At 64.0% G+C, this 21,696-nt stretch carries 21 protein-coding genes; 13 read left to right on the top strand and 8 right to left on the bottom strand.

Features of this window, described 5'->3' with window-relative positions:
- Positions 1-146: 146 nt before the first annotated feature.
- Positions 147-1,232 carry an ATP-binding protein gene (locus PJL15_RS07180; protein WP_281450498.1) on the top strand — a complete coding sequence of 362 codons (1,086 nt, stop codon included), beginning with the start codon at positions 147-149 and terminating at the stop codon, positions 1,230-1,232.
- A gap of 2 nt (positions 1,233-1,234) precedes the next feature.
- Positions 1,235-2,290: a LacI family DNA-binding transcriptional regulator gene (locus PJL15_RS07175; protein WP_281450497.1), complete on the top strand. Its 1,056-nt coding sequence runs from the start codon at positions 1,235-1,237 to the stop codon at positions 2,288-2,290.
- A gap of 10 nt (positions 2,291-2,300) precedes the next feature.
- Here the strand turns inward: PJL15_RS07175 and PJL15_RS07170 are convergent, their stop codons facing one another.
- Positions 2,301-3,155, bottom strand: a complete 855-nt coding sequence (locus PJL15_RS07170) for an EamA family transporter (RefSeq protein ID WP_281450496.1) — start codon at positions 3,153-3,155, stop codon at positions 2,301-2,303.
- Positions 3,156-3,240: 85 nt separating this feature from the next.
- Here PJL15_RS07170 and PJL15_RS07165 point away from each other — a divergent pair, with 85 nt between their 5' ends.
- The gene (locus PJL15_RS07165; RefSeq protein WP_281450495.1) at positions 3,241-4,092 is read left to right on the top strand and encodes a LysR family transcriptional regulator; all 852 of its coding nucleotides are present in this window, start codon (positions 3,241-3,243) and stop codon (positions 4,090-4,092) included.
- A gap of 44 nt (positions 4,093-4,136) precedes the next feature.
- Here PJL15_RS07165 and PJL15_RS07160 read toward each other — a convergent pair whose 3' ends face one another.
- Positions 4,137-5,693, bottom strand: a complete 1,557-nt coding sequence (locus PJL15_RS07160; RefSeq protein ID WP_281450494.1) for an HNH endonuclease signature motif containing protein — start codon at positions 5,691-5,693, stop codon at positions 4,137-4,139.
- 153 nt (positions 5,694-5,846) lie between these two features.
- Here PJL15_RS07160 and PJL15_RS07155 point away from each other — a divergent pair, with 153 nt between their 5' ends.
- On the top strand, positions 5,847-7,655 hold the full coding sequence (locus PJL15_RS07155) for a thiamine pyrophosphate-requiring protein (protein WP_281450493.1): 1,809 nt from the start codon (positions 5,847-5,849) through the stop codon (positions 7,653-7,655).
- Positions 7,656-7,788: 133 nt separating this feature from the next.
- Here PJL15_RS07155 and ilvD read toward each other — a convergent pair whose 3' ends face one another.
- Positions 7,789-9,651: a dihydroxy-acid dehydratase gene (gene ilvD / locus PJL15_RS07150; protein WP_281450492.1), complete on the bottom strand. Its 1,863-nt coding sequence runs from the start codon at positions 9,649-9,651 to the stop codon at positions 7,789-7,791.
- Positions 9,652-9,737: 86 nt separating this feature from the next.
- On the opposite strand from ilvD, the gene PJL15_RS07145 reads away from it, so the two are divergent.
- Positions 9,738-10,571, top strand: coding sequence for a helix-turn-helix transcriptional regulator (locus PJL15_RS07145; protein ID WP_281450491.1), 834 nt, complete (start codon positions 9,738-9,740; stop codon positions 10,569-10,571).
- Between the two features lie 28 nt (positions 10,572-10,599).
- Here PJL15_RS07145 and PJL15_RS07140 read toward each other — a convergent pair whose 3' ends face one another.
- On the bottom strand, positions 10,600-11,550 hold the full coding sequence (locus PJL15_RS07140) for a cation diffusion facilitator family transporter (protein ID WP_281450490.1): 951 nt from the start codon (positions 11,548-11,550) through the stop codon (positions 10,600-10,602).
- A 102-nt stretch (positions 11,551-11,652) separates the two neighbouring features.
- On the opposite strand from PJL15_RS07140, the gene PJL15_RS07135 reads away from it, so the two are divergent.
- Positions 11,653-12,534 carry an SGNH/GDSL hydrolase family protein gene (locus tag PJL15_RS07135; RefSeq protein ID WP_281450489.1) on the top strand — a complete coding sequence of 294 codons (882 nt, stop codon included), beginning with the start codon at positions 11,653-11,655 and terminating at the stop codon, positions 12,532-12,534.
- A 9-nt stretch (positions 12,535-12,543) separates the two neighbouring features.
- On the opposite strand, the gene PJL15_RS07130 is transcribed toward PJL15_RS07135, so the two are convergent.
- Entirely contained in the window at positions 12,544-13,650 is a 1,107-nt protein-coding gene (locus PJL15_RS07130; protein WP_281450488.1) for an EAL domain-containing protein, read from the bottom strand.
- A gap of 132 nt (positions 13,651-13,782) precedes the next feature.
- Positions 13,783-14,370 carry a MarR family winged helix-turn-helix transcriptional regulator gene (locus PJL15_RS07125; protein ID WP_281450487.1) on the bottom strand — a complete coding sequence of 196 codons (588 nt, stop codon included), beginning with the start codon at positions 14,368-14,370 and terminating at the stop codon, positions 13,783-13,785.
- Between the two features lie 120 nt (positions 14,371-14,490).
- Between PJL15_RS07125 and idi the strand changes: the two genes are divergently transcribed.
- From idi to PJL15_RS07095, 6 genes are read left to right on the top strand one after another with little or no spacing between them, the layout of a single operon-like run.
- Complete coding sequence (gene idi, locus PJL15_RS07120) at positions 14,491-15,045, top strand: isopentenyl-diphosphate Delta-isomerase (RefSeq protein WP_281450486.1); 555 nt, start codon at positions 14,491-14,493, stop codon at positions 15,043-15,045.
- Positions 15,042-16,187, top strand: a complete 1,146-nt coding sequence (locus PJL15_RS07115) for a polyprenyl synthetase family protein (protein WP_281450485.1) — start codon at positions 15,042-15,044, stop codon at positions 16,185-16,187. Before idi ends, PJL15_RS07115 begins: the two co-directional genes overlap by 4 nt.
- Positions 16,184-17,089: a phytoene/squalene synthase family protein gene (locus PJL15_RS07110; RefSeq protein ID WP_281450484.1), complete on the top strand. Its 906-nt coding sequence runs from the start codon at positions 16,184-16,186 to the stop codon at positions 17,087-17,089. Before PJL15_RS07115 ends, PJL15_RS07110 begins: the two co-directional genes overlap by 4 nt.
- On the top strand, positions 17,086-18,738 hold the full coding sequence (gene crtI / locus PJL15_RS07105; protein ID WP_281450483.1) for a phytoene desaturase family protein: 1,653 nt from the start codon (positions 17,086-17,088) through the stop codon (positions 18,736-18,738). Before PJL15_RS07110 ends, crtI begins: the two co-directional genes overlap by 4 nt.
- The gene (locus PJL15_RS07100) at positions 18,738-19,088 is read left to right on the top strand and encodes a lycopene cyclase domain-containing protein (protein ID WP_281450482.1); all 351 of its coding nucleotides are present in this window, start codon (positions 18,738-18,740) and stop codon (positions 19,086-19,088) included. Before crtI ends, PJL15_RS07100 begins: the two co-directional genes overlap by 1 nt.
- The gene (locus PJL15_RS07095) at positions 19,085-20,284 is read left to right on the top strand and encodes a prenyltransferase (protein ID WP_281450481.1); all 1,200 of its coding nucleotides are present in this window, start codon (positions 19,085-19,087) and stop codon (positions 20,282-20,284) included. Before PJL15_RS07100 ends, PJL15_RS07095 begins: the two co-directional genes overlap by 4 nt.
- Here PJL15_RS07095 and PJL15_RS07090 read toward each other — a convergent pair.
- Complete coding sequence (locus tag PJL15_RS07090; protein WP_281450480.1) at positions 20,279-20,800, bottom strand: MarR family winged helix-turn-helix transcriptional regulator; 522 nt, start codon at positions 20,798-20,800, stop codon at positions 20,279-20,281. The genes PJL15_RS07095 and PJL15_RS07090 overlap by 6 nt on opposite strands.
- Positions 20,801-20,950: 150 nt before the next feature.
- On the opposite strand from PJL15_RS07090, the gene PJL15_RS07085 reads away from it, so the two are divergent.
- The gene (locus PJL15_RS07085; protein ID WP_281450479.1) at positions 20,951-21,568 is read left to right on the top strand and encodes a TspO/MBR family protein; all 618 of its coding nucleotides are present in this window, start codon (positions 20,951-20,953) and stop codon (positions 21,566-21,568) included.
- 6 nt (positions 21,569-21,574) lie between these two features.
- Here the strand turns inward: PJL15_RS07085 and PJL15_RS07080 are convergent.
- On the bottom strand, positions 21,575-21,696 hold a 122-nt coding region (locus tag PJL15_RS07080), incomplete at its 5' end, for an integrase core domain-containing protein (RefSeq protein WP_281450021.1).

Here is a 21,696-nt window from a genome sequence, read left to right as displayed (position 1 = left end):
GGACCGGTCCATAATGGCCGTGGAAGGTGATTGTAGTCAACCTCTTGACCTTAAAAGCTTGGGGTGGGCGCCATGATAGCCTGACAAAGGTTTCACCAGTTTCACCAGTTTCACCAGTTTCACCTACTTTCACCGCCGGAGGCCCGATGCAGAACCCCTTCAAGCCGACTGCTGGTGCGACGCCGCCAGCCCTGGTCGGCAGGGCAGGGCTCCTGGATGAATTCGAATATGGACTCCGGCAGGGCTCCGGCGCACCGGGCCTGCTGACGATCATTACCGGCTCCCGAGGCATCGGGAAAACCGTTATGTTGACCACGGCCGAAAATGTCGCCAGGAACCATGGCTGGGCGGTCATCTCCAGGACGGCCAACCCGGGCTTCCTGGCCAGGATCGGTGACGACATGCTCGGCCTGATTGATGAACTGGGTGACGGCCCGCCCACTCGCAGGGTCACAGCCTTCTCCGCAGCGGGCTTTGGGCTCACGACCCAATTGCCGCCGGAGCGCGCGGTGGACTGGCGACGAACCGGAGATACTTTGCTGCGCATCCTGGACACCAAGGGCACCGGGCTCTTGATTACGGTGGATGAGATACATGCCGTGGATCGAACCGAGATCTCCCAGTTGGCCGCGGACGTTCAGCACTTCATCCGCGATGGACTGCCTATCGGATTGATCTTTGCTGGACTTCCCGCCGCCGTGTCGGACCTGCTGAATGAAGGAGTGGCCACCTTCCTAAGGCGCGCTGACCGGATCAACCTCCACGAAGCGGCAATAAACGAAGTCACCGCCTCATATCGGGAACTGTTCAGCGGTGGCGGCGTGAGCATCCCGGACGAATTGCTCAACCAGGCAGCCGAGGCGACAGCGGGCTACCCGTTCCTCATTCAACTGGTGGGCTACTACCTGTGGCTCGAAGCAGACAAAGCAGGATGGACAGTAAACAATGACGCCGTCACCAAGGCAATAGCGGCTGCCCAGCGGAGGAACGTCCAGGTGGTTGTGGAGTCGGCGCTGTCTGACCTTTCAGACAAAGACCGCGATTTCCTTGCCGCAATGTCCATGCAGGACGGACCTTCGACAGCCGCCCAGATAGGCCAGATGATTAGGTCCAAACCCAATGTCGTGTCCAAGTATCGGAACAGGCTCATCGCCGCGGGACTGATCGAGACCGCGGGCTATGGCAAGTTCGACTTTGCCATTCCCGGCCTTCGCCAATACCTTCGCTCGTGATCATGGGCGAAATTGCCGCACCGAGAGGAAAGAGCGTCGTGACCGACGAGGCCAAAGCGCCCGCCAGCAAGCCCACCATCCGCGATGTCGCGAGCGCCGCGGGAGTTTCCAAGTCCCTCGTTTCGCTGGTTCTGCAAGGTTCTGCCAACGTCAGCGAGAACCGCCGTCGCGCTGTCCTGGAAGCCATGGAACAACTGGGGTACCGCCCCAACCGCTTGGCCCAGCGACTCTCCGGTCCCCGGAGTGGAACCATCGGGGTGATGCTCAACGACATCCGGAACCCCTGGTTCGTGGAATTGCTTGAAGGACTCACTGCGTCACTGCACGCGGCAGGCATTTCCCCGGTTCTGGCCGACTCTTATACCGACACCCGCGTGGGTCGAAGTTCCGTGGAGACTCTGCTGGAGCAACGGATCGACGGCTTGGTGGTTGTGGGCACCACCACGGAATCGGCCGCGATCGAAAGAGCCGCCCAAAGCATTCCGGTGGTCCTGGCCGGAACCCGCGAACCGGTGCTTCCCGGCGTCGACATTGTGGTCAATGATGACGACGCCGGTGCGCGCCAGGCGACCGAACACCTCCTGACGCTTGGGCACAGGAGGATCGCGCACCTGCAAGGACCCGGCGAGGTGGGCAAAATCCGACGGGCGTCGTTCGAGCGGACCATGCGCGACGCCGGGCTGGAACCTTTGGTGATGGCAGGAGGGGTGAGCGAGGAGAGTGCGTACGCTGCGGCGAGCCGCCTGCTCGCCGGCAAGGATAGGCCCACGGCGATCTTTGCCTATAACGACATCGCCTGCATCGGCGCCCTGTCCGCCGCGGACGACCTTGGGCTGTCGGTGCCCGAGGACCTGTCGCTTGTTGGCTACGACAACACCTACCTGGCCAAGATAAGGCATCTGTCCCTGACCTCCGTGGACAACGGGAATCTTGCAGTCGGCGTGGAAGCCGCAAAATTCATCCTCGAACGGCTCGCAGCTCCGGAACTTCCGGCCCGAACACACCAGGTGCCATCGCAGCTTCAGGTGCGCGGCTCATCGGGGGACGCGCCTTCGTAGCTGAATACACCTAGCGCGACCGCCTGAGCAGCAACACCCCCGCGTTCGCCGCCACGATCAAGCCAATTCCCACCCACTGCGTCAGCGCCAACTCCTGATGCAGTACCAACGCACCGATGATCGCCGCAAACACCGGATTGATGCTCATCAGGATGCCGAACAGGCTCGCAGGTACCCTGCGCAGCGCGATCAGGTCCGCCACGTACGGCAGCACGGAAGCCAGGATCCCGGCGGCCACCGCGCACAGGACAGCGAAGGCGTCCACCGGCCGGCTCAGGAAGATAACGACGGCGACCGGCAGGAACAGGGTGGCTGACACTCCCGTGGCGGCGGCTGTTCCCTGAATGCCCTGGATTCTTTGGCCCACCACACGGTTGAGGAGGATGTAGGCGGCCCAGCTGCAGGCCGCCATGAGACCGAACGCGATGCCCAGGAAGTCGGTGGATGCTTCGGGCCGGGTAATGGCTATGACACCCGCCGCCGCGGCCACCGCGCAGAAGGCATTGGCATTCTGCCGTGAACTGGCCAGTGCCACGGCCAGCGGACCGAGAAACTCCAGCGTCACCGCCAGCCCCAGGCCGATCCGTTGGATGGACGCGTACAGCCCGAGATTCATAGTGCCAAAGGAAACGGCCAGCAGGAGCACCGGCCACCATTGCCGCCAAGCCAGGTCCCGCAGGCGCGGCCGGACCAGGGGCAAGAGCACGGCCGCGGCCACAAGTTGCCGAACAGCCACCACACCCACAGGTCCCATGACAGGAAAAGCGAGCGAACCACTCGCGGCGCCCAACTGGTTGGAGAGCGCACTGGCCAGGAGGGTGGCGGCTCCCCCGGCTTTGCCCCTTGCGGCATTGGTCTGTTCCATGAGGAGATTCTGCTGCCCCGGGGCTAAGACCCTAAATGCATGAATGACCGTATTTATACGCCGCATGCATGAATATGATGAGGGCATGGACGTGGAACTGCGACAATTGCGCTGTCTCATTGCGGTAGTGGAGCAAGGCACCTTCACTGACGCCGCGATCGAACTCGGCATGTCCCAGGCCGCCGTTTCGCGGAACATCGCAGCCCTAGAGCAAGCGTTGGGGACACGCCTCGTAGAGCGGACCACCCGCAGCGCAAGGCTGACGGATGCCGGTGACCACGCACTGGGCAAGGCACGCAGGATCATCTCACTCCTGGCCGATCTTGAACGGGACGCCCGGGTCGGCACAGGTAAGATCCGCATGGGCTACGCGTGGTCGGCCTTGGGAGAGCACACCACCGAATTCCAACACCGCTGGAAATCGCGTTTCCCGCACACCGAGCTTCAACTGACGCGCTCCAACACACCCAGTGGCGGCCTGCTGGACGGAACCACCGATTACGCGATCCTTCGGCGCCTCCCTCAATCCACCGCCGTCGAGCATGTCCACATCGGCGAGGAGAAGCGCTACTGCGCCATGTCCGCTGACGATCCCCTGGCCCCTAGGAGATCAGTGACTTTGGCCCAGATCGCCACGTTGCCCGTGGCGATGGACCTGCGCACGGGCAGCACAACTCTGGACCTGTGGCCGGAGCAAGGCAAGCCGCCGGAAGTGGTTCCCATCCACGACATCGACGATTGGCTGACCGTGATCGGCAGCGGGTCCGCGCGGGGCATCACCGCAGCGTCCACCGCACATCAATACCGGCGCCGAGGAGTCGCCTACCGGCCGGTGCGTGACGCGCCCATGGTTCCGGTGTACGTTGCGTGGCTGAAGAAGGACCCGCCGCAGGATCGCCAGGCTGTGGTTGGATTGCTCGCCGAGCTCTATCGGTAGGTCACTCTTTAACGATCACACCAGCACCCCTGGAAGCGGGCGGCCTATGTGCGCAGTGGCGTGTGGTGATGGTTTCGCCGGGCTGTTTGGCTGGGATCGACATGTGGCGGCGGGGTAAACCACGGGACGCCGTTTCTGCTCGCAATCTTCCACTGTTCCTTATGGATGACCTGATGATGATGTGAGCACAAGAGCACGCCGTTGTCCGTGCTGGTGGGCCCACCTTGCGACCAGTAGGTGATGTGGTGGGCCTCGCACCAAGGCGTCGGCATGGTGCAGTCCGGGAAAGCACATCCTTGGTCGCGGGCGTTAAGGGCCTTGCGGATGTGGGGTGGGAAGATGCGGCTGGTTCGGCCTATTCCAAGGACCCTGCCCTCAGAGCCCAGCAGGACCGGGAGAATGTCGGCGTCGCAGGCAATTTTCCGGATGATGTTCGGGTGGATCGGTCCTTGGAATGTGGACGCCGCGCTGCTGAGCCTCACCTGGGTGCTGCCCGTACTGTCCTGTCCTTTGAGCCCATTGAAGAGGTCGCGGTAGTCGATGGTGACCATCACTTGGGGTTTCAGGCCGCCATTGGCAGGGAGCTTGCCTGTGGCCAAGGCATGCTTGCAACCACCCACGAGACCGTCGAGGAGCTTCTGCGCCCGGGAGCGCCGGTCGAGTTCGGGAACCCAGCCCGCCGCCGAACCCATCCCCGAGTACCGACTGCTGCTCTTGCCGCTGCTGAAGGGGCTGGCTGGCTCCTTGCTGGTGAGTCGGGGGTTGGTGGCGGCATTCATGACGGTGGTGAGGGTTTCGAATTGCTCGGCTGTTGCGAAGATTTCGAGGTGCTGCAGGCCGTGCCTCGGCTTACGGATGAACGCCCCTTGAATTTGGCGAAGCGCTTCCTCGCTGGGTTCATGGCCATCCTGATCAATGAAAGCGATCCAGCGGCGGGCGGCCCGTGCGACGAAATCCGGGTCCGACTCAAGGGCCGTGGCGGTGAGGGCGTGCTCCATCTTCGTGATGGTGCCGGCGTCCGTGAGGAGCTGGACATCATCCAGTGCCGCGCCTATCAAGGTGGCTGAGCGGGCAGACACCAGCGCATCTGCCGCAGCGGCGGCGAGTTCTTCGCGCCGCGGTGGAAGCTGCTCCCCCGTCATCCCGGTGCCGGGCAAGACGGTGCTGGCAAGGGCAAGCCGGCTGCGTGCGTCCTTGATGGTGATCCGGAGGCTGGCACGGAGGAATTCCGCCGCATTCCGGTACCCATCGTCCAGCACAGCAGCGGTTGACGCCCCTCCCCCCTGGGCCGCGTCTTCTCTTTCCGTCCAGCCGGCGCGCCAGGCGGGAGCCTTGCCGGAGGCGCACTCCCCGCGGGTTCGCTCCACGGCCTGTGCTGCGACAATTTGCAGGTACTCCACAGTCCGGGCGATATCCTCGACCGTGCCGGCGAAAGCAGCAGCCTCACCGACGTCGAACATCGAGGCTTGCCGAAGGGCGGAGGCCCGAACGCAGTCCAGCGCAGCAGCGCCATCCTCAAGGGAATCCGCCCCCAAAGACCCCAATGCGAAGCCGGACAGGGGCGCCGCCACCCCCTCTCCCACCCGCGTTCCATTTCCCATAAATCAAGCCTGCCACCGGCCCCAGGCACCCAAATCAAACCAAACGTCCTATGTGGATAACCCAGCCAAATCCTCCAAACAAGGCACCCAATCCATAAGCATGCTTACTATAGTCAAAGGCAGAAACCCCCGATTGACTACAGGAGTCGTGTCATGGCTGAGCGAACGGTGTCGGATCTGATCGTTGAACGCCTCAAAGCGTGGGGCGTAGGCAGGGTGTTCGGTTACAGCGGGGATGGCATCAACGGCCTGATGGGTGCCCTCCGTCGCTCGGAGGGCGACGTGGAGTTCGTGCAGGCCCGCCACGAAGAAGCCGCCGCATTCATGGCGGTGGGGCACGGGAAGTACACCGGTGACGTTGGCGTGGTGACCTCTACGCAGGGTCCAGGCGCAGTCCACCTGCTCAACGGCCTCTACGACGCCAAGATGGACAGCGTCCCTGTCGTAGCGATCATCGGCCAACAAAGCACCACTGTCCTGGGGTCCGCGTACATGCAGGAAATCGACCTGCTCACGCTCTTCAAGGACGTCGCCGCCCAGTTCGCGCAGCTTGCCAGCTCCCCGGAGCAGGTCCCCATGCTGATTGACCGGGCTTTCCGTACCGCGCTGGAGACCAAGTCACCCTGCGTGGTCATCGTGCCGCACGATATCCAGACGGCGGAAGCACCGGATCTTGGGCATGAACACGGAATCGTCGTCACCGCACCCGTGTGGCACCCCACCAGGGTGGTGCCCCGGGAGGAGGAGTTGGATGCCGCCGTCGAGATCCTTTCACAAGGCGAGCGGATAGCGGTGTTCGTTGGCCAGGGCGCCCGCAAGGCCCAGGACGAAGTGGTTCAGCTTGCCGAAAAGCTGAACGCCGGCATCACCACCAGCCTGCTCGGCAAGCCTTTCGTGGACGAAACGCTCCCGTTCGCCGCGGGAACCATGGGCCATTTGGGCACCACAGCCAGCGCGTACCTGCTGGAAAACTGCGACACCCTGCTCATCATCGGCTCCAACGATCCCTGGACCGAGTTCTACCCCAAGCCCGGCCAGGCCAAAGCCGTGCAGATCGACATCGATGGCAGGAAAATCGCCAACCGCTACCCGGTCGAGGTGGGCCTGGTGGGAGATGCCGCCGAAACCCTCCAGCAACTTTCACAGCGACTGGAAGCCAAGCAACAGGAAAAAGAGGCCCAACGCGCCCAGTGGCGTTCCGACGTCGAAACCCAGGTCAGGGCCTGGCGTCACCTTTCGGAGCAACGCGCCAACGTACCGGCCGAGCCCGTGAACCCGGAACTGGTGGTCCGCGAGCTCAGCGGCAGGCTCCCCGGCAATGCCCAGCTGAGCATCGACGTCGGCAGCTGCGTCTACTGGTACGCCCGCCAACTGATCCTTCCGCCGGGAGTCCCCGCCCACCTCAGCGGTACGCTGGCCAGCATGGGCTGCGCCGTACCCTACGGACTCGCAGCGAAGCTCACCCATCCCGACCGGCCCTTGGTGGCACTGGCCGGCGACGGCGGCATGCAGATGCTGGGGGTAGCCGAGCTGATCACCGTTGCGCACCGCTGGCGGGATTGGGCGGATCCACGGTTCGTCGTGTGCGTCTTCAACAACCGGGACCTCGCCGAGGTTTCATGGGAGCAGCGCGAAACCGAGGCCGAGCCGCGCTTCCCCGCCAGCCAGGAGATCCCGGACTTCCCCTACGCGGCCTACGCCGAACTGCTGGGCCTGGCCGGGGTGCGCGTGGATGACCCTGCAAAACTGGGAGAGGCCTGGGATTTTGCCCTCTCCGCAGATCGCCCCGTGGTCCTGGAAGTTCTGACGGACCCGGACATCCCGCTGCTTCCGCCCTTCCCTGCCGGAGAGCAGAAGCTCCCGGGCATGAGGTCCGCTTTGGCCCAGGAAGGCCCTGCCGGCGCGCATGCCCGCCGGCTGCTGGACACGTATGCGGCAGGCGAATCGGAGCTCCGCGGCTAGCCCTTGCGGACTTATGCCGCCCTTAACGGCAATAGCCGCCCGCCGCCGTCGTGCCTTCACTGGGAAGCACGACGGCGGCAGGCGGCTTAAGCGAGGATCGCCCGTTTAGAGGTTCCCGCTTAGAGGTTCCCGCTTAGAGGTTCTCGATCAGCGAGACGTCGCGGACGGCGCCCTTGTCAGCGGAGAGGGCCATGGCGGCGTAGGCGCGGAGGGCCGGGGAGACCTGCCGGTCCCGGTCCTTCGGCTTGTAACCGCCGTTGACCAGCAGCTTTTCGCGGCGTTCTTCGAGGATCTCATCGGGGACCTGCAACTGCAGGGAGCGCTGGGTGATGTCGATGCTGATGATGTCGCCGTCTTCAACCAGGGCGATGGCACCGCCGGAGGCAGCCTCCGGGGAGATGTGCCCGATGGACAAGCCGGACGTGCCGCCGGAGAAACGACCGTCGGTGATGAGGGCGCACTTCTTGCCCAGGCCGCGGCCTTTGAGGAAGGACGTCGGGTAGAGCATTTCCTGCATGCCCGGACCGCCACGGGGGCCTTCGTAGCGGATGACCACCACGTCGCCTTCCTTGACGGACTTGTTCAGGATCTTTTCCACGGCTTCGTCCTGCGATTCGCACACAACGGCGGGGCCTTCGAAGATCCAGATGGACTCGTCCACACCGGCAGTCTTCACCACGGCGCCGTCCACTGCCACGTTGCCGCGCAGCACGGCCAGGCCGCCGTCCTTGGAGAAGGCGTGCTCCACGGAGCGGATGCAGCCACCCTCCGCGTCGGTGTCCAGGGAGGTCCACACGTTCGACTGCGAGAACGCGGTGGAGGACCGGACGCCGCCGGGGGCCGCGTGCCACAGAGCCTGTGCTTCCTCGGTGGCCTTGCCGCCGCGGATGTCCCAGTCGTCCAGCCAGCCGTCCAGGTCAGTGGAGTGCACGGAGTGGACGTTCTTGTGCAGGAGTCCGCCGCGGTTCAGCTCACCGAGCAGCGCGGGGATGCCGCCGGCGCGGTGCACGTCCTCCATGTAATAGGTCTTGTTCCCGGCTACGTTCGGTGCCACCTTCGCAAGGCATGGCACCTGGCGGGACTTGGCGTCCATCTCGGCCAGGCCGTACTCCACGCCCGCTTCCTGGGCTGCGGCCAGCAGGTGCAGGATGGTGTTGGTGGAGCCACCCATGGAGATGTCCAGGGCCATGGCGTTGTCGAAGGCCTCTTTGGTGGCGATGGAGCGCGGCAGTACCGAGTCGTCGTCGCCGTTGTAATAGCGCTTGACGAGCTCGACGACGGTGGCACCAGCCTTCTCGTACAGCGCCTTGCGGGCGGTGTGGGTGGCGAGCACGGAGCCGTTGCCCGGCAACGCCAGGCCGATTGCCTCGGCCAGGCAGTTCATGGAGTTTGCGGTGAACATGCCCGAGCACGAACCGCAGGTGGGGCAGGCGTTCTCTTCGATGAGGTTGATGTCCTCGTCGGAAATGGACTCGTCCACGGCGTCGGCAATCGCGTTCACCAGGTCCAGCGAGCGCACGGAACCGTCGCTCAGCGTCACTCGTCCGGCTTCCATGGGACCGCCGGAGACAAACACCACGGGGATGTTCAGGCGCAGCGCGGCCATGAGCATGCCCGGGGTGATCTTGTCGCAGTTGGAGATGCAGACCAACGCGTCGGCACAGTGTGCGTTGACCATGTATTCAACGGAGTCGGCAATCAAGTCGCGCGACGGCAGGGAGTACAGCATGCCGGAGTGGCCCATGGCGATGCCGTCGTCAACGGCGATGGTGTTGAACTCGCGCGGCACGGCGCCGGCGGCGAGGATCGCGTCGGAGACGATCCTGCCCACCGGGGCGAGGTGGGTGTGGCCGGGGACGAACTCGGTGAAGGAGTTGGCCACGGCGATGATCGGCTTGCCGATGTCCTCGTTGGCGACGCCGGAAGCGCGCAGCAGTGCGCGGGCGCCGGCCATGTTGCGGCCGTGGGTAACTGTTTTAGAACGGAGTACAGGCATGGGTACCATCCTGCTGCTCTTTCAGGATCTCCGGAAGACGGTGCTGCTACTAGTAGTGAAAGTACCAGAGTAATAGTGTTGTCATCGTGAAAGATGAGAGACGCAAGGAACTGGGGCTGTATCTCAGGACCCGCCGAAACCAGGCCCTCCGCTCCGACTATGGACTCCCGCCAGTAGGGCGGTCCCGCGAACGCGGACTTCGCCGGGAAGAGATCGCCTTCCTCTCCGGGGTCAGCGTCACCTGGTACACCTGGCTCGAACAAGGCCGCGACATCAGTCCTTCACGGCAGGTCCTTGAATCCATCGCGCGCGCCCTGCATCTCTCGGATACCGGCCTGGGCTATGTGCTCTCCTTGGGCGGCTACGCCTCCGCGGTGCCCAAGGGGCCGGTCGCGGCCGACGCGCCGGCCCATGTGCAGCGCCTGCTGGATGCCCTGGATCCCAACCCCTCGTACGCGCTCTCCCCGGATTGGGGCGTGGCCGGTTGGAACCGCGCCTATGAGGCGCTGTACCCAAACATAGGAACGTTCGACGCCGCCGACAGGAACCTTTTGTGGCTCGTCTTCACCGACCCCTATGTCCGGGACCTGCTCCCGGACTGGGACGTCACCAGCAAGAGGTTTTTGGCCGAATTCCGGGCCGAGACGGGTCAGCGCCTGGGTGATCCGGATGTGGCGTACCAAGTGGAACGGCTCAAGGAAGCCAGCCCCGAATTCCAGGAAAGCTGGGACCGCTACGACATCCTTGGCTTCGAGTCCCGCGAGCGGCTGTTCCATCATCCGGCTGTGGGGGTGCTGCAACTGGAGCACCATCAAGTGTCGCCTTCGGACCGGCCGGACCTGCACATCGTGGTTTACACGCCGTCGCCGGGCAGTGATGCCGGGGAGCAGATGCAGCGGCTGATGGAGACCGCGCGGTAGTTGCGCTGCTGCCTGCTAAGCCGGTGCCCTACAACTGCAGGGAGGCTTCGTCCGGGGTGGCCAGCGTCAACACCGCTTCTTCAACGGTTTCATGGCCCTCCAGTTCGCTCTCGATCCTCCGGAGCACCACGGCCACCTCGTGTTCCGGGTGGTCGCCTTGCAGGTCCACCGCCGCCACGAGATAGAGCTTGCGCGGGCCCACGAACTCCAGGTGGAGGTAAGTAAGCCGTGCGATGTCCCGGTGTTCCAGCAGTTGCCGTCCCATGGAGCGTTCGATGTCCGGCGTGACTCCCTGGCCCACCAGGAACCGCCGGTTGCGGTCGATCAGCACAACGGCAACCACGGCCAGCAGGACACCGACCACGATCGAGCCCACAGCGTCCGGCAACGGCGATCCCGTGACCTGATGCAGGAACACGCCAGTAAACGCAATCACCAGGCCAACCAGCGCTGCGGCATCCTCGGCAAAAACAGCACGCAGTGTGGGATCCGAGCTAACGAGGACCTGCTCCAAGGTGCGCCGCTCCAGCTCCTTGGCCGCCCTTCGGGTCTGGCGGAAAGCCTGGATGAAGGAGAAACCTTCCAGCACAAAGGCCAACGCCAGCACTATGTAGGCGATCAGGAAGTCCGAGGCCGGCTCCGGCTCAAGGATTTGCTGGATCCCGTGCATGATGGAGACCACGGCTCCGGCGGTGAATAGACCGAAAGCGGCAAACATGGACCAGACGTACGCTTCGCGGCCATAACCCATGGGATGGCCCTTGTCCCGTGGACGCTGGGAACGGCGTTCGGCCATGAAAAGGAACACCTGGTTGCCGGTGTCCGCCCAGGAGTGTGCGGCCTCGGCGGTCATTGATGCCGATCCCGTGAGGGCCGCAGCCACCGATTTGGCCGCAGCAACCAAAGCGTTCGCCGCGAAAGCGATGATGACCGTCAACAGGGTGGAGCCGGAGTCAGGTTTTTCCCGGGATGCAGCCATAGGGATACCGTACCCAATGGAGGCTCTCGCCATGAGCCAGCGAGCTGCACAAAAGAACCCACTTTCAGCCCGTTGTTCCCCCAATTGGCGCATCATGGAGGAATGAACGCCTTTGATGCCAGCGGTTCGGCGCAGGGTGGTTCCGGTAGCTTCCGGCCAGGCCTGCACCCGTGGAGCCGTTATGTGGCATTGGGCGACTCCTTCACGGAAGGGTTGGGCGACCCCGAGCCCCGCAGCCCGGGCGGACTCCGAGGCTGGGCGGACCGTGTTGCCGAAGAACTGAGCGCGGGCCACGAGGATTTCGCGTACGCCAACCTGGCGATCAGCGGAAAAGTGCTTCATCAGATTTTGGCGGAGCAGGTAGGTCCGGCGCTGGATCTGAAACCGGATCTCATCACGCTCAACGCCGGCGGCAACGACCTTCTCTTCCACAGAAGCGATCCCGATAAACTGGCGCTCGAACTGGACCACGGCGTGGAAACACTGGCCTCAACAGGGGCAACAATCGTCCTCTTTACCGGCCCGGATTGGGGTGCCACTCCCGTTCTTGGCAGGACCCGCGGCAAAGTGGCAATCTTCAATGAAAACATGCGCGTGGTTGCTGCCCGCCATGATGCCGTGATCGCGGACCTCTGGGCTTTGCGGCAACTCACCGATCCCCGGATGTGGGATCCGGACAGGCTTCATTTCTCTCCGCTTGGCCAGCACACAATCGCCATCATGGTCCTCGACACGCTCAACGTGCCGCATTCCCTTGAACCCCTGGCCCCGAGGCCGCTTCCGGAACGCCGCTGGCGTGAAGCGCGCGCTGATGACATCGTCTGGGCCAGGGAGCACCTTTTCCCTTGGGTTGTGAGACGGCTGACCCAGCGGAACGCCGACGGCGACAGGCACCCCAAGCGCCCACAGCCGGGCCCGGTTTTCGGTGCGGCCATGCCGCCCGGCAGCTATATCGGCAACGATCCCCGCCACATGACTGACTGAACCCGCGTTCTAGCCCGCACGTTGTGGTTCCGTTTGCGCGCGGACACTCCACGCAGACCAATCCAGCGGGTGCACCGAGGGGCGGCCCAGCAGGTATCCCTGCGCAGCCGTGACCTTCAAGGCCGTCACTTCCTGTAGCTCTTCCGCGGTTTCGATGCCCTGTGCGTGTACGTCCGCGCCGATCTCGCGCGCCAGCTCCACAATGGCCCGGGCGCGGAGTTTCTGGCCGTCGTTGCCGGCAATTCCTTCGATCAGGTGGCGGTCCAGTTTGATGATGTCCGGCCGCAATTGCTCGATGGTGTCCAGCGAAACCATGGCAGCGCCCGAGGCACTGATCGCTATGCGGAGCCCCAGGGCCCGCAGCTGGTCGAGACCTTCGGCCTCCGAATGGGCCGTCAGGGACTCCAGGCTGCCCGTCAGTTCAACGATGATCCTCTCGGGAGCCAAGGCGGCTGCGGCCAGGAGGTTCCGCACCCGTGGATCGTGGGATGTTGCGGGGGTCAGGTTCAGCGCAACGAACATGTTTTCCGGGACATCGTGTGCGGCCATCAGCGCGCAATGCAGAGCAGCTATCTCAAGCTCGGTTCCGAGTCCGGCCGCAGCTGCTTCGCTGAACCACACATCGGCTCCCGCTCCGTCTTCGCCGATGAACCGGGTCAACGCTTCGACGCCGATCGGTTCGCCGTTGGGAAGGGAGTGGACTGGTTGGAAGGCAGTCAGGAGGAGTTTGTCGGCGAGGATCGATTGGATCCCGGCCCGGACGTCGTGGCTGACGGGAACCAGGACGGTCCTTGAGGCGTCGGACGATTCCAGGTGCAGGCTGGCGTGTTCAAGGTGAACGGGGACGTTGGTGGCAGGTTGCGCTGTTTTCCGGGTGAGGAGCAGATGCTGCAGCAGTGCGCCCTCGGGGTCGTCCGGGCGCGCATCGAGCAGCTCCCGGAGCTTGTTCCGGGCCCCTTCGCTGCGCGGTTCAGCGTCCTCAAGGATGGACTCGATGATGTCCAGGACCTGAGCACGCATGGTCACTTCGTCCGCGAAAGGCGTCTCCCCAGAGCTGTCCTGGTTACTGCCGTCCGCGTCGTTATCCGGTGAAAGAGAGCCCGCTTCTTGAGCCATCAATTATTCCTTTGTGTATCCCCCGCTGGCCAGGCCAGACAACTGCCGGCCCGCCTCGTGAGGGCCTTGCCTCGAATCTTACAGAGAAAAATGTCACCTGGCTCACACTTATGACTTCAATCCCAGGATCCCCTAGCCGGGAGTCGCGGCCCAGACCTCGTCGGCCACCTCGATCTCCTGCGCCATATCATCCAGGAAGCGCATCACAACCCCACGCTCCTCGGGAGTCAGTCGCGCGGCGGCCAGGAACCGCCTGGCCTGTTGTTTGCCCACGGTCCGCATCGCGGCCTCGTGTGTTTCGGGGGTGATGGCGATGGCCAGGGCCCGGCGGTCGGAGGGGTGGGCGTCCCGCGTGACGTGGCCGGCGCGTTCCAGCCGGTCGAGCAGCTTGGTGGTTGACGCCGTCGAAATATTCAGGTGGGCCGCTATGGCTCCGGGTGTGGCGATGGCGCCGTGGTTGGCGCAGACAATCAGGTAGTGCAGTGCCCGCATGTCCGATTGATTAAGTTTCATGTAGCGGAGCGAGGCGTCGGTGAGGCGCTGTTCGGCGTCGCGGAGTCTTCCCAGTGCGGCCATGAGGTCACTGATTTGCTGGACGTCGGCGTCGGAAAAGCGGGAGCGGTCAACCAGCTCCTGGCGGGGGTCGTTCGCGTCCAAATGGTAAATGCCGGCAGGCGCCGGGAAGCCGGCTTCCTTCGGCATTTCTTCAGGTCTGGACATGTTGAGTATGTTACACCTAACTTCCTACATGGTAGCCTTTCTTCTAGCCTGTCTAGCAATATTCGGGCTGTTACTGAAGACTTTGCTGTACAAGCCCAGGTTGCAGGAGGAAGACGCAGTATGAACGCGACAGAGATGGTTGTCCTCCTTGACGACGACGGCACTCCCATCGGTGAGGCGCCAAAAGAAGGGGTGCACACGCGGGAAACCCCACTCCACCTCGCCTTCTCCTGCTACCTCCTCAACGACGACGGCGAGGTCCTGCTGACCCGCCGCTCCCCCGAGAAGAAGACCTGGCCCGGCGTCTGGACCAACAGTTTCTGCGGACACCCTGGACCGGGAGAAGATCCCGTGGACGCAGTGGCTCGCCGGGCCCAATTCGAACTGGGCGTGGACGCCAACAGGATCGAAATGGCCCTTCCCGACTTCCGCTACAGGGCCGTTGACCCCACCGGAGTTGTGGAGAACGAGATCTGCCCGGTCTACACGGCCAGAATCAGTGGCAGCTTGACCCCAAACCCCTCCGAAGTGGCTGATTGGGCGTGGATGTCGCCCGCGGTGCTGGCCAGTTCCCTGGAGCGCACTCCCGCCGCCTTCAGTCCCTGGCTGGGCCTCCAGTTCCCACAACTCCTCGAGGCGCGGGTACTCCAACCCGGGAGCGGAGCAAAAGCATGACCGTCACCTCCGGCGCCTTACGCAGCCGCACCGACCTCTGCACGGCGATCGAAAACGAGCTGAGCGGACTCATTGGCAAGCGGGCCAGCGCCGCCACTGCCTATGGCCCCAACTTCACCAGGCTGTGGGAACTCGCCGGCCATAACGTCCTTGGCGGAAAATTTGTCCGCCCCCTTCTGCTGATGGAAACCTACGATGCCCTCCGGCAACGCGGGACAAACCAACCCGAACAGGACCACCGCGAAACCAGCCCGCACGCCACGGGCCACCGCGAAACCGCGATCAGCATCGCTGCGGCGATCGAGCTCCTCCACTACTCTTTCCTGCTCCACGACGACGTGATCGACGGCGACCTCGTCCGGCGCGGGCACCCCAACCTCATCGGTTCCCTCCTCGCGGAGGCCCAGGCCCTACCCCGGAACAACACCGCTGAAGGCGCCCGCGCAGGCAGCGACCTGCACTGGGCCCAAACCGGCGGCATCCTCATGGGCGACATGCTCCTCGCCGCCACCCACCAGGCCTTCGCCAGGGCTGACCTCCCGCACGAGCTTCGGCTGCGGCTGCTGGATCTCCTGGAACACACCATCAACGAAACTGTTGCCGGGGAGCAGTTGGACGTTGGCCTCGGCGACGGCATCATCGATCCCCACCTCGAAACCATCCTCGTGATGTGCGGCTACAAAACCGCCACCTACACTTTCGAACTTCCCCTGCGGGCTGCTGCTGCGCTGGCAGGTGCCGATTTCGCCGTCGAAAATGCGCTCGCCACCGCCGGCCGCCATTTGGGACTGGCCTTCCAACTCCAGGACGACCTCCTGTCCACGTTCGGGGATCCCCGCCGGCACGGCAAGGATCCCTTTTCGGATCTGCGGGAGGGCAAGGAAACCGCCATCATCGCCCACGCCCGCACCACCGGGGCATGGCAGGACATTGAGCCCTTCTTCGGCAGGCCCGAACTCAACGGCGCGGAATGCGAGTACGTTCGCCGACATTTGGCGGACTGCGGCGCGGAGACTTTCGTCAACGGACTCATCGAGCAACAGCTGCAGGCCTTCAATGACCTGTTGACCAGCACCATCCCGTCGGCTGTTTGCACTGTGTTGCTGGACCTCGCCGGCCAACTGGAAGGACGGCAGTCATGAGCGTTGCCACGGACACCTCTTTCATACATTTCACCCGGACTGCCGAACGGGCCGCCAACCAGGTCATTGCGGCCTACTCCACCTCCTTCGGCCTGGCGTGCAAGCTGCTGGGACCACGGCACCGGCAACACGTCCGGAATATCTACGCTTTGGTGCGTGTAGCGGACGAGCTCGTGGACGGCGTTACCGCTGAGGCCGGGCTCAGCTACAAGGAACAATGCGATGCCCTGGCGCACTTTGTGGAGGAAACCCATCGTGCCGTGAAACTCGGCTACAGCAGCGACCTCATCATCCACGCCTTCGCGCAAACTGCCCGGGCGGCCCGGATTGATGAATCCCTCATCGATCCGTTCTTCGACTCCATGCGAACTGACCTCGGCGGGCGCACGGCCGCACCGGCCGCTCCCCTGCGCTTCGATGCCACCGCCCACCAGGGCTACGTCCACGGCTCGGCAGAGGTGGTGGGGCTGATGTGCCTGCGCGTGTTCATGCGGGATGAAAACATCGACGACGGCGACGCCGCGGCTCTGCAACATGGCGCAAGCAGGTTGGGGGCCGCGTTCCAGAACATCAATTTCCTTCGCGACCTGGCCGATGACACCACCCGCCTCGGGCGCAGTTACCTGGGCACGTCAGAGCATTTGGAGGACCACGACAGGATGGACTGGGTCCGTACCATCCGTGCACAACTGGCCGATGCCAACGCCGTCATCCCGTTGCTGCCCCGTGACGCCCGGGCCGCCGTCCGCAGCGCCCTTTCCCTCTTTGCTGCCCTGACGGACAGGATCGAGCACACCACCGTGGACGAGCTCTACCGCTCACGGGTCCGCGTCCCGGATGCCGTGAAAGCCGGCCTCGCCGCCCGGGCAGTCGCCTCAACCTGGATGGAGTTGCACCGATGACACGGACAGTAGTGATCGGCGGTGGCATTGCTGGGCTTGCCACCGCCGCACTCCTCGCCCACGAAGGCCACGAGGTACAGCTCCTGGAGCAACGCAGCCAGGTAGGTGGCCGGGCCGGGAGCTTGGAACGGGACGGCTTCCGCTTCGACACAGGCCCCTCCTGGTACCTCATGCCCGGCGTCTTCGACCACTTCTTCGAGCTCCTGGGCACCAGCACCGCGGAACAGTTGGATCTCCGAACGCTCAGCCCCGCGTACCGCATCTTCAGCGAACCAAACCACGACGGCGGGCGGCCGGATCCCCTGACCGTCCCCTTGGGCAGCGAACAGGTTTTGGAGACGTTCGAGAGGGTTGAGCCCGGCAGCGCCAAGGTCCTCGCCACGTACCTGGCATCGGCGCGGCACACCACGGAAATGGCCGAGCGCTTTTTCCTCTACAACCCTTTCACCAAACTCCATGGCCTGCTCCAGCCCGAAGTGCTGCGGAGCCTGCCAAAGCTCGCGCAGCTTCTCCTGACGCCCCTGGACAAATACGTGGCCCACCGCTTCCAGCATCCGGTGCTGCGGCAGGTGCTCGGGTATCCGGCCGTGTTCCTTGGCACCAGCCCGTCCGACGCCCCGGCGATGTACCACTTGATGAGTGCCCTGGACCTCGGCGACGGCGTGCAGTATCCGATGGGCGGCTTCCGGGAGCTCGTGGGGCGGCTTGAGGCCCTGGCTGTCGAAGCGGGGGTGCGGATCCACACCGGTGCCGAGGCCCTCAAGATCACCACGCGCGCCACCACCAGGACCAAAAAGGTGGGTCGCTTCGACGCCGTGAAGCTTCCTGCCGGGTTGACCGGCAAGGACAGCCGGGAGGTCACCGGCGTGACATGGCGGGACAGTCATGGCGACGAGCACTACAGCGTGGCAGACCTGGTGGTCTCCGGCGCCGACCTCCACCACACCGAGACACAACTGCTGGGTGTCAGGGACCGCAGCTACCCCAATTCGTGGTGGGAACGGCGCACCAGTGGGCCGGGGGCAGTCCTGGTGATGCTGGGCGTCAAAGGCAAGCTCCCTGAACTTCCACACCATTCCTTGTTCTTTACCCGGGACTGGGAGGCGAACTTTGCTTCCATCTTTGGAGCAGAGACCAGCATCCCCGATCCCGCCTCGATTTACGTGTGCAAGCCCAGCGCAACGGATCCAGGCGTGGCCCCCGCGGACCATGAGAACCTCTTTGTCCTGGTCCCTGTCCCGGCCGATCCCACGCTGGGCGCCGGCGGCCCGGACGGAACGGGTGACTTCCTCATCGAACGCACTGCCGAGGCCGCCATCGACCAAATCGCTGAATGGGCCAACATCCCCGACCTTCGCGAGCGGATCGTGGTCCGGCAGACGATAGGACCAGCCGACTTCGCCCGGGACTACAACTCATGGCGCGGCGGCATGCTCGGACCGGCCCACACGCTGGGACAAAGCGCCATGTTCCGCGCCCAGAATGCCTCCAAGCGCGTGCAGGGGCTCTACTACGCCGGCGCCACAACCGCTCCTGGCGTGGGTGTGCCCATGTGCCTGATCAGCGCCGAGCTGGTCCTCAAGCGGATCCGCGGAGACCACAGCACCGGCCCTGTCAGTGTGAGGCCCGTAGCCAGCAGGATTGGCTGATGGGTGTTCTCTACCTGGTCTCGTTGCTGCTCGGCATCACGTGCATGCTGCTGCTGGATCACAGATTCCGCCTGTTTTTCTGGCATGACGCGAAAGCAGCGGCGATCGTGACCGCCGTCGGGGTTTTGTTCTTCCTCGGCTGGGACGCGGCCGGAATCGGGCTGGGGATCTTCCTCCGCGGAGAAGGGACCATCGCCACGGGCATTCTGCTGGCCCCGGAGCTGCCCCTTGAGGAACCCGTGTTCCTGCTCTTCCTGACGCTGTGCACCATGGTCCTGTATACGGGCGCCCGCAGGCTGCTTTCCCTGGCGCCGGGGAAGCGTCGGCAGAGGGAACGGGAGAACGCATGACCTACCTTTGGCTCGCATTTCTCTTCGTAGCCGCGGCAATTGTGGCCGGTGTGGTCTTTGCCCGCCAAGGGGCCCGCACCGGTGAGTCCCGGCGGCACTGGCAAGCGGTTGGCCTGGCATTCGCGGCCCTCGCAGTTCTCACAGCGGTGTTCGACTCCGTCATGATCGGCATGGAACTCTTCCACTACGACTCCTCGCACATCCTTGGCCTCACCGTTGGCCTGGCGCCGCTGGAGGACTTCGCTTATCCGCTGGCGGGCGTTGTGGCACTTCCCGGCTTGTGGATGTGGCTGAGCCGGCGTCGGGACGCGGTGGCAAAATCCAACCTCAAAGGCTTGGTTCCACAGGCGATACTCGCATCCCGCCCCGTCAGCTGGATCAACACCGCCTACCCGTTCGCGGCGGCCATGCTCCTCACCACCCGCGAAATCGACTGGGTCCTGATCCTGGGAACGTTCTACTTCCTGATTCCCTACAACCTGGCCATGTACGGCATCAACGACGTCTTCGACTACGAATCAGACCTCAAGAATCCGCGTAAGGGCGGCATCGAAGGCGCGCTGCTCCAACCGCACCTGCACCGGCCCATGCTGTTGCTCGCGGCGCTGACCAACGTTCCGTTCCTCTTGGTGCTGGCCCTCGCCGGCGGTCCGGCTGCATGGCTCAGCCTCGCGGTGAGCGCGTTCGCCGTGGTGGCTTATTCCGTAGCAGGGCTCCGCTTCAAGGAACGCCCGGTCTTGGACTCACTGACCTCCAGTACGCACTTCGTAAGTCCCGCCGTCGTGGGTTTGGCGATCGCAGGCGCGGATGTGACACCGGGCCTCCTGATCCTGCTGGCCGCGTTCTTCCTGTGGGGAATGGCTGCGCACGCCTTCGGCGCCGTCCAGGACATCGAACCCGACCGGCAGGCAGGAATCGGCTCCATAGCAACAGTGATCGGTGCCCGCCGGACGGTGCGGCTCGCCGTCGTGCTTTGGCTGGTCGCCGGCCTGGCGATGCTGGCAACACCGTGGCCCGGGCCGCTCGCGGTGATCATCGCCGTCCCGTACATCGTCAACTGCGCGCCTTACTGGAACGTGACGGATACGACGGCGGCACGCACCAACACGGCATGGCGGCGGTTCATCTGGCTCAACTACGGCTCAGGATTCCTGGTGACGCTCATCTTCATCCTGCACTGGAGCCTCACATCATGACTGGGTTGGCTCCGCAGAGTCATCATCGATGGTGTCCATCGCCTCGCGCATGTGCTGAAGGAAGTCCACCACAACACGGGACTCATCCGGGCTCAGCGCGGAAGCGGCATCCAGCATCCTGCGGTGCATCCCGCCCAGGGTGTGCCGTACTTCCTGGTCCGACCCCGGTGTTGCCTTCAGGATCAAAGCCCGTCGGTCCGTGGGGTGTGGCTCGCGGCGGATGTGGCCCGACTCCACCAGCCGGTCGATCAAAGTGGTCATGGACGCCGACGTTATGCCGAGCTTGTCCCCCAGGTCCTTCGGCTTCATCACCTTGCCCGCAGCTTCGGCCTCAAAGAGGTACCGCAGTGCCAGCAAGTCTTTCTCGCCCATGCCCATGGAGGAACGTGTCCTGCGGCGCATGGCTTGTTCTGAAGTGCGATAGTCCCTCAGCGCGTTCAAGACATCGATGGCGAGGGCCTTTTGCCCCGGGTCTTTCCCGTACCAATAACCCCTTGCGTGGCCTTCAGAATCCATCCGATGTTCCTTCGATAAGCGTAAAGCTCGCTTCGCTAGCAATTTGATACTAAGTCACGGACCCCGTGAATGCATGACACCGCACATCCCACAACGAAAGAGGCCCAGCAGATGGCGACCAGAAGCCCGGATCTTATGCGGCAAGTCACTGTGACGATCAGTTTGATCGTGTGCATTGTTGGCTCGATGATCGGCGTCGGCGTCTTCGGTGGGACGCCCATTGCACAGGCCGCCGGCGGTGCCCTGGCCGCCGACTCCACCCTCCTGGCACCTGCCACACCAGCTTTCTCCATCTGGTCGGTGGTGTACACCGGGCTTGTTGCCTACACGGTGTTTCAGTGGCTGCCATCCCAGCGTTCCAACGCCCGGCAGAGGGCGCTGGGATGGATTGTGGCCACGTCCATGATCCTGAACGCCGCGTGGATCCTTTCCGTCCAGGCCGGGTGGCTTTTTGTCAGCGTCCTGGTGATCGTGGCGCTGCTGGTGACCCTTGTACTGGCGTTCCTTCGTTACAGCCGGACCCGCGCTTCGTCGTGGCTCGAAGCTGTGGTGGTGGACGGGACTTTGGGGCTGTACCTCGGTTGGACCAGCGTGGCCGTCTGCGCCAACATCGCAGCTGCCCTGAAGGCCTTTGGCTTCTCCGGCTTTGGTTTGCGGCCTGAGGTGTGGTCCGTTTCCGTGCTCGTGGTGGTGGCCGCCGTCGCTGCCGCCTTGGTCCTGGGCTCCGCGATCACGGTGAGGGCGCGGGCGGTGGTGGCTGGGCGCTAGGTGTACTCAGCCAGCAGGTTGGTTACATCTGCTGATGGGTGGTCGTCCTCCGAGTGCTGAGTGAGTGCGTCGGTGGTTGTAGAAGTCTAGCCAGCCGGTGAGGGCTTGTGCGCGGTGGTTGTTGGAGT

Origin of the sequence: Paenarthrobacter nitroguajacolicus (assembly GCF_029952445.1) — a bacterium.
GTDB lineage: Bacteria > Actinomycetota > Actinomycetes > Actinomycetales > Micrococcaceae > Arthrobacter > Arthrobacter nitroguajacolicus_B.
The sequence above is the reverse complement of the archived record's forward strand: the minus strand, read 5'-3'. Positions and strand labels throughout refer to the sequence as shown.